This window comes from Bradyrhizobium sp. MV1.5 (assembly GCF_055807615.1).
Genome location: NZ_JBVVPL010000032.1, coordinates 1 through 11,595, shown reverse-complemented (window position 1 = coordinate 11,595; position 11,595 = coordinate 1). Strand labels below are relative to the sequence as shown.

The 11,595-nt window shown below is 63.9% G+C and carries 8 protein-coding genes; 5 read left to right on the top strand and 3 right to left on the bottom strand.

The features are described 5' to 3' along the window. Window positions 1-240: 240 nt before the first annotated feature. Both AC0L2J_RS25705 and mtnA read left to right on the top strand, forming a co-directional pair. Window positions 241-1,116, top strand: coding sequence for an S-methyl-5'-thioadenosine phosphorylase (locus AC0L2J_RS25705; RefSeq protein ID WP_007615935.1), 876 nt, complete (start codon window positions 241-243; stop codon window positions 1,114-1,116). 18 nt (window positions 1,117-1,134) lie between these two features. Continuing rightward, window positions 1,135-2,244, top strand: a complete 1,110-nt coding sequence (gene mtnA / locus AC0L2J_RS25700; RefSeq protein WP_473249880.1) for an S-methyl-5-thioribose-1-phosphate isomerase — start codon at window positions 1,135-1,137, stop codon at window positions 2,242-2,244. Between the two features lie 131 nt (window positions 2,245-2,375). On the opposite strand, the gene AC0L2J_RS25695 is transcribed toward mtnA, so the two are convergent. Then, window positions 2,376-3,011, bottom strand: coding sequence for an HAD-IA family hydrolase (locus tag AC0L2J_RS25695; RefSeq protein ID WP_473394926.1), 636 nt, complete (start codon window positions 3,009-3,011; stop codon window positions 2,376-2,378). 111 nt (window positions 3,012-3,122) lie between these two features. On the opposite strand from AC0L2J_RS25695, the gene AC0L2J_RS25690 reads away from it, so the two are divergent. Next, window positions 3,123-3,881 (top strand): S1 family peptidase, encoded by a 759-nt coding sequence (locus AC0L2J_RS25690; protein ID WP_473394925.1) that lies wholly within the window; start codon window positions 3,123-3,125, stop codon window positions 3,879-3,881. A 125-nt stretch (window positions 3,882-4,006) separates the two neighbouring features. After that, window positions 4,007-5,509 carry a flavin-containing monooxygenase gene (locus AC0L2J_RS25685; protein ID WP_473394924.1) on the top strand — a complete coding sequence of 501 codons (1,503 nt, stop codon included), beginning with the start codon at window positions 4,007-4,009 and terminating at the stop codon, window positions 5,507-5,509. A gap of 183 nt (window positions 5,510-5,692) precedes the next feature. Here AC0L2J_RS25685 and AC0L2J_RS25680 read toward each other — a convergent pair whose 3' ends face one another. Both AC0L2J_RS25680 and AC0L2J_RS25675 read right to left on the bottom strand, forming a co-directional pair. Beyond that, window positions 5,693-6,622 carry a response regulator gene (locus AC0L2J_RS25680; RefSeq protein ID WP_007615930.1) on the bottom strand — a complete coding sequence of 310 codons (930 nt, stop codon included), beginning with the start codon at window positions 6,620-6,622 and terminating at the stop codon, window positions 5,693-5,695. Next, window positions 6,606-9,977: a hybrid sensor histidine kinase/response regulator gene (locus AC0L2J_RS25675; protein WP_473394923.1), complete on the bottom strand. Its 3,372-nt coding sequence runs from the start codon at window positions 9,975-9,977 to the stop codon at window positions 6,606-6,608. Before AC0L2J_RS25675 ends, AC0L2J_RS25680 begins: the two co-directional genes overlap by 17 nt. Before the next feature lie 166 nt (window positions 9,978-10,143). On the opposite strand from AC0L2J_RS25675, the gene urtA reads away from it, so the two are divergent. Then, a complete protein-coding gene (gene urtA, locus AC0L2J_RS25670) occupies window positions 10,144-11,403 on the top strand; it encodes an urea ABC transporter substrate-binding protein (protein ID WP_007615926.1) in 1,260 nt (419 codons plus the stop codon). Window positions 11,404-11,595 lie beyond the last annotated feature (192 nt).

Genomic DNA, 11,595 nt, shown 5'->3' with positions numbered 1-11,595 from the left:
CCCCCCGCGCCGCCCCCCCCCCCCCCCGCCCGCGGCGGGCGCGCCCCCATAATCTGCCCCGCGCCCGGCGCCCCCCCCCCCCCCCCCCCCCCCCCCCCCCCCCCCCCCCCCGACACCGGATGTGTGGCGAGCGCTTTCCGCTCGTCTCGGCATCGGACCCCATCACCCGTTCCAAAACCGACGTAAAACTGGCATAGCTTCCCCACGGGATTGCGAAGGCGCGAACGGGGTGGAGCAGGCATGACGCAGGCGGTATTGGGCATCATCGGCGGCTCCGGCATCTACGATTTGCCGGGGCTGGAGGACGCTCGCGAAGAGGTGATCAAGAGCCCCTGGGGTGAGCCGTCGGCGCCGCTGCGGCGCGGCTCCATTGCCGGCCTCCCGATCGTGTTCCTGCCGCGCCATGACAAGGGCCACCGGCTGTCGCCCTCCGACATCAACTATCGCGCCAATATCGACGTCCTCAAGCGTGCCGGGGTCACCGATCTGATCTCGCTGTCGGCATGCGGCTCGTTCAGGGAGGAACTGCCGCCGGGAACCTTCGTTCTTGTCGACCAGTTCGTCGATCGTACCCACAAACGCGAGAGCTCGTTCTTCGGGAGGGGATGCGTCGCGCATGTGTCGATGGCGCACCCAGTCTCGCCGCGGCTGCGCATCCATCTTGCCACGGCGGCCGAAGCCGAGGGCATCGCGTTTGCGCGCGGCGGCACCTATGTCTGCATGGAGGGACCGCAGTTCTCGACCTATGCGGAAAGCATGACCTACAAGACGCTGGGCTATTCCGTGATCGGCATGACCAACATGCCCGAGGCGAAACTCGCGCGCGAGGCCGAGCTTTGCTACGCCACCGTCGCGATGGTGACGGATTTCGATTGCTGGCATCCCGATCACGACGCCGTCACCGTGCAGGACATCATCCGCGTTCTGAGCTCGAATGCCGACAAGGCAAAAGCGCTGGTGGCGCGGCTGGCGAAAGACTTCCCGCGCGAGCATGAGCCGTGCCCGATCGGCTCGGACCGCGCGCTCGATACCGCGCTGATCACCGCGCCCGAGGCGCGCGATCCCGAGCTCTTGAAGAAGCTCGATGCGGTGGCAGGGCGCATCCTGCGGACGTGATACGAAAGGCAGAATGCCATGAAGGTCGACGGCAAACATTTCCGCAGCATCTGGCGTGAGCGCGACGGCTGGTCGGTCGGCGCGATCGACCAGCGCCGGCTGCCGCATGAGTTCATCGTTGCGAAGCTGACCTCATGCGAGGACGCGGCCCTCGCCATCCGCGACATGCTGGTGCGCGGTGCGCCGCTGATCGGCGCGACCGCGGCTTACGGCATGGCGCTGGCGATGCGCGAGGACGCCTCCGACGCCGGCCTGAGGCGTGCCTACGACACGCTCGTGGTGGCGCGGCCGACGGCGATCAATCTGAAATGGGCGCTGGACGAGATGCGCGCGAGCCTCGCGCCGATCGATCCGCTGGAGCGCGCCGAAGCTGCCTATGCGCGCGCCGACGAGATCGTCGAGCAGGACGTCGAGATCAACCGCGGCATCGCCGGCAACGGCCTGAAACTCATCGAGGCGATCGTCGCAAAGAAGAAGCCGGGCGAGACCGTCAATTTGCTGACCCATTGCAATGCCGGCTGGCTTGCGACCGTCGACTGGGGCACGGCGACGGCGCCGATCTATCTCGCGCATGAGCGCGGCATCAAGATTCATGTCTGGGTCGACGAGACGCGTCCCCGCAACCAGGGCGCCTCGCTCACCGCCTGGGAGCTCGGCCATCACGGCGTGGCGCATACTGTGATTCCCGACAACACCGGCGGGCATCTGATGCAGCACGGCATGGTCGATCTCGCCATCGTCGGCACCGATCGCGTTGCCGCCAATGGCGACGTCTGCAACAAGATCGGCACATATTTGAAGGCGCTCGCCGCGCACGACAATAACGTGCCGTTCTATGTCGCGCTGCCGTCGCCGACGATCGATTTCGCCGTCGATGACGGCATCCGCGACATCCCGATCGAGCAGCGCAGCGGCACGGAAGTTACCGACATGACCGGCCGCACCGCAGACGGAAGACTTGAGACGGTGCGCATCGTGCCGGAGGGCTCGCCGGTCGCGAATTATGCCTTCGACGTCACCCCGGCGAGGCTCGTCACCGGTCTCATCACCGAGCGCGGCGTGCTGAAGCCTGATCGTGCTTCACTTGCCGCGGCGTTTCCGGAGCGGATCGCCGCCGCGGCGGAGTAGGATGTGTAATCCCTCACCCTGAGGAGCCGCGCTTGCGCGGCGTCTCGAAGGGCGAGGAGCCCCAGTGAGGCCTTCATCCTTCGAGACGCGCGCAAGGGCGCGCTCCTCAGGATGAGGCACAGGCAGCGCGGCTAGCTCAGCTTCAATCCTGTTGCTGCCTCGAGCTCGGCGATCGCCTGGGCGCCGCTGGTGACCTTGATCGTCGTCATGCCCATCTCGCGTGCCGGCTTCAGGTTGACGCCGAGATCGTCGAGATAGACGCAATTCTCTGGATCTACCTTCAGCGTTTCGACCATCATCTGATAGATGCGCGGGTCGGGCTTGCGCAGGCCGATCTTGGCGGACTCGATGACATGGTCGAACAGCACCATCACCTCGGCGACATAGAGTGAACGCCCGGTCATGCTGCCGATCGCATTGGCCGGCAGATTGTTGGTAATGCAGCCGGTCTTGAATTGCGCGTTGATGCGCTTCAGCGCTTCCACCATCTCGGGGCGCAGATCGCCCTGAAGCAGCGGCAACACATCGCGGCCACGCACCTCCGCGCCGAACGCGAGTGACTCCGTCGCGAACAAATGATCGAACGTGTCGATATCGACCTCGGCGCGCTCGAACTTGGCCCAGGCATTCTCCAGATGATTGGCGGCGTTGGTGCGCCGGATGATGTCGATGGGCAGGCCACGCTCTGTCTCGAACCGCGTGAACGCCTCGAACGGCGAACTCGTCAGCACGCCGCCAAAATCAAAGATCACAGCCTCGATCGTCAAGATCCCGCCCTCGTCAATTCCTTTCCAAGAGCGCTAGCATGCGCTATCGGCAAGGGCCAGTCCGAAGCCATTCCTGCGCCGTCACCGAGGCCGATACCAAAGCGTGTTCCCATGAAGAAGCTCGTAACCCTCATTACGGCCGCGCTGCTGCTCGCCACGCCCGCTTATGCCATCGTTGGTGGCGGCACGCCGCAGGCCGACGGCGTCGCGCGCGCCGTCGTCACGATTGTCGGCTCGCGCGGCAATTTCTGTACCGGCACCCTGGTTGCGCCGAAGCTGGTGCTCACCGTTGCCCACTGCGTGCAGCCCGGCGCGGACTACAAGATCGTCGATCGCGGCACCGACGGGCAGCCGCAACTGCTGAATGTCCGCACCGTCGCGATCCATCCGAATTTCAACATGCAGGCGATGCAGGCGCATCGCGCTACCGCCGACCTGGCGCTGCTGCAATTGGAAATTCCACTCAAGGGAAAATCGACGGTGCCGGTCGGGGCGCCGAATATTCCGATCCAGGTCGGCAGCCGCTTCGTCATCGCCGGTATCGGCGTCACCGTGCGTGGCGACGGCAAGAGTGGCGGCGCGACGCGCGTTGCCGGCCTCGTTGCGACGGGGCAGCCCGGCACGCTCCAGATCCGGCTGGTCGACCCCGTAACCAACGGTGTTCGCGACGGAATTGGCGCCTGCACCGGTGATTCCGGCGGTCCCGTGTTCGAGGACAAGCCGAATGGAGCCGTGCTCGTCGGCATCATCAGCTGGTCCACGGGGCCGAACGGAGCCGCCGGCTGCGGCGGGCTGACCGGCGTCACGCCGCTCACGCTCTATCGCGACTGGATCTTGCAGACCGCGCGGAGCTGGGGTGCGGCGCTGTGATTTGACCGCGCCCTGATCTATGTCATCTTGAAGCGGAAGCGCGATGGGCAACCACGTCCGTCGCGGAGGAAACGCGTTGCCCAATCAAGGGCGGCCACAAAAACAAGCAAGGCATAGAAGCAACAATGAATGTCGCTGTTCGCAGTCACGCCACGGCCAAACAGGCTTCTGAACATTTCGACGTGCTGATCGTCGGTGCCGGCATCTCGGGCATCGGCAGCGCCTATCACATGACCAGGCAGCTTCCGGGTGCGAGCTTCGTCATCCTGGAAACGCAGGCGACGTTCGGCGGCACCTGGACCACGCATCGCTATCCCGGCATCCGCTCCGACAGCGATCTCCACACCTTCGGTTATAGCTTCAAGCCCTGGGTCGGGCCGCCGATCGCGACCGCAGAGGAAATCCTCGCCTACATGAACGAAGTGATCGACGCAAACGATATCGCGCGGCATATCCGCTACAAGCACAAGATCAATTCGGCGAGCTGGTCGAGCGAGCAGAACCTCTGGACCATCGAGGCGGTGACGACCGACACTGGCGAGCCAAAAACTTTCACGGCGAATTTCCTCTGGATGTGCCAGGGCTATTACCGCCACTCGGAAGGCTATACGCCGGAATGGAAGGGCACGGATCGCTTCAAGGGCCGCATCGTTCATCCGCAGACCTGGCCTGACGGTATCGACCTCGCGAACAAGAAGGTCGTCGTGATCGGCTCCGGCGCGACGGCGGCGACGCTGGTGCCGAACATCGCCGACAAATGCGCGCATGTCACCATGCTGCAGCGTTCGCCAACCTATTTCCGTTTGGGGCGCAACGCCATTGAGATCGCGGAGGAGCTGCGCAGGCTTCAGGTTGACGAAGCCTGGATCCACGAGATCGTCCGGCGCAAGATCCTGTTCGAACAGGACGCGTTCACCAAGCTTTGCTTGTCAAAACCCGAGCAGGTGAAGCAAGAGCTGATCGGCCAGATCAGCGCGGTGCTCGGTCCGGAGTACGATGTTGACACACATTTCACGCCGAGCTACCGGCCGTGGCGGCAGCGCATCGCCTTCGTGCCCGATGCCGATCTGTTCAAGGGCATCGCCAGCGGCAAGGCGTCCGTCGTCACCGACGAGATCGAGTGCTTCGTCGAGAACGGCATCCAGCTCAAATCCGGCAAGCTGCTTGAGGCCGACATCATCGTCACCGCAACCGGCTTCAATCTCGCGGCGCTTGGCGACATCGCCTTCGAGGTCGACGGCAAGCCGCTGGCCTTCGGCGACACCGTCACCTATCGCGGCATGATGTTCACGGGCGTGCCGAACATGGTCTGGGTGTTCGGCTATTTCCGCGCCAGCTGGACGCTGCGCGTCGACCTCGTCGCCGACTTCGTCTGCCGCCTGCTCGGTCACATGAAGACCAAGGGCGCGAAGAAGGTCGAGGTCAAGTTACGCGCCGAAGACCACAACATGCCGATCCTGCCCTGGATCGATCCGGAAAACTTCAATCCCGGCTACATGATGCGCAACATGGACCTGCTTCCCAAGCGCGGCGACAAGCCGGAATGGCAGCACAGCCAGGATTACTGGACCGAAAAGGACGAGATCCCGAAGACGGATCTGGATGGCGGGGAGTTTGTGTACGGGTGAGGAGAGGCGGGCGGCGCTACAAATTTCTTCGTCGTCCTGGCGAAAGCCAGGACCCATTATCCCAGGGAGAAGTTGCGGCGCGAGCCTGTCATCAAGAGTCATCGCCAAACCACGTACTGTGGTAATGGGTCCTGGATCGGCGCTCCGCTTCGCTGCGCTTGTCCAGGACGACGGCGGGGGGCGTCAGGAATTCCTTCTTGTCGCATTCGTTGCAATCGCCGCAGCCGCAGTCCGGTTCTCGACCCCAAGCTTGGAATAGATCTGCTCGAGATGCTTGTCGACCGTGCGCGGGCTCAAGCCCAGAATCTGCGCGATGTCGCGGTTGGTCTTACCCTTGCTGAGCCAGGCCAGCACCTCGCCTTCGCGTGTAGTGAGGCCAAGCTCGCTGGTGAATTCGGGTGGTGGCGCGGTGCCGGACTCCTTGGAGAGCCGCAGCAGGAACTCGTTCGGCGCGGTCTCGCCCATGTAGTACAGCCGGAGCTGAGGATTGTCGGGCAGGGAAGCCGCCTGGGACTTCGAACTGCCCTTGCCCTTCGCCTGCTCCAGCCATTGCAGCAATGATATCGGCAGGACGAAGTCGTCGTCGGCCTGCGCGCCGTGGTGGTCCGCCAGCAGCTTCTGCGCCTGCGGGGTCGCCCACAACAATTTGCCCTGGCGGTTGACCGCGAACAGGAATCGGCCGGACACGTCGAGCGCGGCGCGTGCGCTTTGCGTCAGACGCGCATTGCCGAGATGAACGCGGATGCGCGCCAGCATCTCCTCGATCACGATCGGCTTGGTCACGTAGTCGACGCCGCCCGCCTCCAGCCCGCGCACGATGTGCTCGGTCTCGGCGAGCCCCGTCATGAATATCACCGGGACATTGGCAAGGCCCGCATCGCGCTTGAGGCGGCGGCAGGTCTCGAACCCGTCCATGCCCGGCATCACCGCGTCGAGCAGCACGATGTCAGGCGTGATCTGGTCGACGATGCGCATCGCGGCCGCGCCGTCGAGCGCCACCATCACCGTCATCCCGGCGTTGTCGAGCGCGTCGGTGAGCAGCCGCAGCGTCTCCGGGGAGTCGTCGACAACGAGCGCGACGTCGCGCTTTTTCGACTCAGTGCTCATACGCATGCAACGTCTTCAATGTGGCCATGTACTGGTCGAGATCGAAGCGGTCGATCAGCGACCGCATTTCCGCGACGAAGTCGGCATGTTCAGGATGCTCACCGCCGATCTCGTCCAGCTTCAACTGGATAGCCTTGACGTAGCCGATCTGACCAAGCCCGATCAGCGCCTCGATGTGTCGTACAGGCGGCCGCGAGCCGCTCTCCGGCCGCCATAGCGGCACGGCGATCTCGTCCGTGCCGTATTGCCATTCGATCTTCAGAAGCTGGCGGATGCCTTCCAAAAGCCTGGGGATGTCGATCGGTTTCATCAGATAGCCGTCGTGGAAGGGCTGCGCCAGCGGTGTGCCGTGGGCCTCGAGCGCGCTGGCCGACACCATCAGGATGCGCGCCTGATGGTGGCCGTTCGCGCGCAGCGTTTCCGCGACTTTCCAGCCGTCCATACCCGGCATGGAAATATCGAGCAGAAACAGATCGGGCCGGCAGTGCTGGGCCAGCGCCAGGCAACCAGGTCCGTCGGGCGCGCTGAGCAGGATGAAGCCGAGTGGTGTCAACACCTCACGCAGGAGGTCGCGATGCACGGGATCGTCGTCGGTGATGAGGATGGTCTTGCGCGCGCCGTGATAGCCGGAGATCGGGGCCTCCACCGGCGCGATGCGCTGCGGATTGGTGACTTCCGAGAGCAACATCTTGACCTTGAACGTGCTGCCGCTGCCGACCGTGCTCAAGACCTTGATGTCGCCACCCATGACTCCGGCGAGCAGCCGGCTGATGGTCAGGCCCAGCCCGGTGCCGGTCTGCGGCTGCGAGACACCTAGCGCACCGCGTTCGAAGGGTGCGAAGATGCGTTCGAGATCGTCGCCCTGGATGCCGGGGCCGGTGTCGATCACCTCGAACTCGGCGACCGGGCTGCGATAGTGCACCACGAACTGCACACTGCCGGCCTGGGTGAATTTGATCGCGTTGGACAGCAAATTGATCAGCACCTGGCGGAGCCGCTTCTCGTCGGCATAGACCACGACCGGCAAATGCGCCGGCCGCCGGAACACGAAGTCGATGCTCTTGGCTGCGGCTTGAAGGCGGAACATGCCGACGAGCTGGTCGAGGAATTCGGTCAATCGCACCTCGTCGCGCGACAGGTACAGCCGCCCCGCCTCGATCTTGGAGATGTCCAGAATGCCGTCAATCAGGCCGGAGAGGTGGTCGGCGCTGCGGCGGACGACGCGGACCTGGTCGCGCGGCTTGGTGTTGAGCGTGGTGTCCTGCTCCAGGAGTTGGGCATAGCCGCTGATCGCATTGAGCGGCGAACGCAGCTCGTGGCTCAGGCCGACCACGTAGCGGCTCTTGGCGAGGTTGGCGGATTCGGCGATTTCCTTGGCGCGCTGGAGCTCAGCGTCGGTGCGCTTGTGGGCATCGATCTCCTGGATCAGCAGCGTGGTCTGGCGCCGGGTCTCGGCCTCGGCGGCCCGTCGGCTCTGCTGCGCCAGCACGAACAGCCAGGCCACCACGCCGATGATGATGCTGAGCGAGAAGAACACCTTCCAGAGCACGTTGGAGACGAGCATGTTCTCGCCAGGCACGCTGACCGAGGTCTGGAGGTAGATCAGCCCCAGCACCAGCGCGACGAGGCCCGCCGAGACCACGAACACACCGATGTAGTGGCCGAACTGCGAATTGATCCGCTGATAGATCGACTGCGGCAAGATCCTGGCGAGCGCGTCGGCGAACTGCACCTGCGCGCGCGCATGCGGTTTGCACAAATCATGGCAGCGCGCATCGAGCGAGCAGCATAGCGAGCAGATCGGGCCGGCATAGGCAGGACAGGATGTCATGTCCTCCGGCTCGAAATGGTGCTCGCAGATGCAGCACTGGATCGATTCGATATTGGCCCAGCTCCTCTTCGGCTTGCGCGCGATGTAGTATTTGCCGTCGGTGAGCCAGGCGATGACGGGCGCGGTGACGAAGGCGACCGTCAGCGCGACAAAGGCCGCGAGCGCTTTCATGGTCGAGCCGAACAGGTCGTAGAATGCCGCGATCGAGACAATGGTCGCGATCGTCATCGCGCCGACGCCGACCGGGTTGATGTCGTAGAGATGGGCGCGCTTGAATTCCATCTGGGGTGGGCGCAGGCCGAGCGGCTTGTTGACCACGAGATCGGCCACCAGCGCGCCGACCCAGGCGATTGCGACATTGGAATATAGCGCGAGCGTCTGCTCCAGCGCCTTGTAGACGCCGATCTCCATCAGCAGCAGCGCCACCATCACGTTGAACACCAGCCAAACGACCCGGCCGGGATGGCTATGCGTCAGACGCGAGAAGAAGTTCGACCAGGCGATCGAGCCTGCATAGGCGTTGGTGACGTTGATCTTGAGCTGCGACAGGATCACGAACGCGCCGGTGAGTGCCAACGCCATGTCCGGCTGCGACAACACGTAGCGAAACGCTTCGAGATACATGTGCGCAGGCTCGGCCGCCAGCTCGCTGGAGAGACCGTGGCTCAGCGCGAAGAAGGCGAGAAACGAGCCCAGCAGCAGTTTCAGCGCGCCGAAGATGATCCAGCCGGGGCCCGCGATCAGCAGGGCGGTCCACCACGACGTTCGCGACGTGCGGCGGTCGCGCGGCAGAAACCTGAGGAAGTCGACCTGCTCGCCGATCTGGGCCACCAGCGAAAACACCACGGAGGATGCGACACCGAACAGCAGCAGATCGAAATGTCCGCTGGGGTCGCCGTGTTCGCCGGCGAATTTGCGCCACTCCGTGAACGAGTAAGGGTTGGCCCAGGCGATCGCGGCGAAGGGCAGGATGTGCAGGATGATCCAGATCGGCTGCGTCCAGAGCTGGAAGCGGCTGATCAGCGTGATGCCATAGGTGACAAGCGGGATGATCGCGACCGCGCTGATGAGATAGCCGATCGGGCGCGGAATGCCGAAGCACATCTCGAGCGCCGTCGCCAGGATCACGGCCTCGATCGCGAAGAAGATGAAGGTGAAGGAGGCGTAGATCAGCGAGGTGACGGTCGAGCCGATATAACCGAAGCCGGCGCCGCGGGTGAGCAGGTCAATGTCGATGCCGCATTTGGCGGCATAATAGGCAATCGGAACGCCGCAGCAGAAGATGATGGTGGAGACGACGAGGATCGCGGCGGTGGCGTTGGTCACGCCGTAGTTCAGGGTGATGGTGCCGCCGATCGCCTCCAGCGCGAGAAAGGAGATGGCGCCCAGTGCGGTGTTGGCGACGCGGGCGGCGGACCAGCGGCGCGCGCTCTTGGCGGTGAAGCGCAGCGCGTAGTCTTCCAGCGTCTGGTTGGCGACCCATTGGTTGTACTGGCGCCTGACGCGATCTATCCGCTGCCGCCCTGCCACTTAACCCCCACTCCCGAACTCCCGGATCCCTCGCAAAACCTGTACCAAAACCCTACGTCGTCATTTTGCGGTGCAGTATACGCGATCTTGCGTATGCTTGCAGTGCACAAATTCGAGCCATCCTCACGGCACCAATCGCGTGTCCTCGAACAACAGTGGGGTGCTCATGTCAGACGAAGCGAACAAGGGCCTGTTATCGCCGCTCCGGCGCAAATTATTGATGGGAATGGCGGCCGTGCCGGCCATTACCATGCTGCCGCGAGCATCTTTTGCGCAGGCCCCGGCGACCTCGGCGGTCAATACCACGGGCCTCGCGGTCACCGACACCGAGGTGACGGTCGGCATCCTGCATTCGGCGACCGGCACCATGGCCATCTCCGAGACCGGCTCGATCGAAGCCGAAAAGCTCGCCATCGAGCAGATCAACGCGATGGGCGGCGTGCTCGGGCGCAAGATCAAGTTCATCCAGGAAGACGGCGCCAGCGACTGGCCGACCTTTGCCGAAAAGGCCAAGAAATTGCTGGTCAACGACAAGGTCGCGGCGATCATGGGCTGCTGGACTTCGGCGTCCCGCAAGGCCGTGCTGCCCGTCATGGAACAGTACAACGGCATGCTCTATTACCCGACCTTCTACGAAGGTCTCGAGCAGTCGAAGAACGTGATCTACACTGGCCAGGAAGCCACTCAGCAGATCCTCGCCGGCCTGAACTGGATCGCCAAGGAGAAGGGCGCGAAGTCGTTCTTCTTCATCGGCTCCGACTACATCTGGCCGCGCACCTCGAACAAGATCGCGCGCAAGCACGTCGAGAACGTGCTGAAGGGCAAGGTCGTCGGCGAAGAGTATTATCCGCTCGGCAATACCCAGTTCAATTCGGTCATCAACAAGATCAAGCTGACCAAACCCGACGTGATCTTCACTGACGTCGTCGGCGGTTCGAACGTTGCGTTCTACAAGCAGCTCAAGGCCGCCGGCATCGACCTCTCCAAGCAGGCGCTGCTCACGATCTCGGTGACCGAAGACGAAATCGACGGCATCGGCGGCGAGAACATCGCGGGCGCCTATGCCTGCATGAAGTACTTCCAGTCGCTGGACAATCCGAACAACAAGAGCTTCGTCCCGGCGTTCAAGAAGATGTGGGGCGAGAAGACCGTGATCGGAGACGTCACCCAGGCTGCCTATCTCGGCCCGTGGCTGTGGAAGTTGACGGTGGAGAAGGCGGGCTCCTTCGACATCGACAAGATCGCGGCGGCGTCGCCGGGCATCGAGTTCAAGGGCGCTCCGGAAGGCTATGTGCGCATCCACGAAAATCATCACCTCTGGTCGAAGACCCGGGTGGGACGCGCCAAGCTCGATGGCCAGTTCGAACTGATCTACGAGACCGCCGATCTGGTCGAGCCGGATCCGTTCCCCAAGGGCTACCAGTAAGACTGGGATCACCAGTAAGACGCGGCGCCTGCCGCGGCTTCCCCTGAGATCAAGCGTCTCCCTGGCGTGGACCGCAAATCCACGCCCAAGACCCCCCGGGGGGGGGGGGGGGGGGGGGCCGCGGGGGGGGGGGGGGGCCGGCGGCGGCGAGGGGTGGGGGGGGCGGGGCGGGGGGGGGGGTGGGGGGGGGGG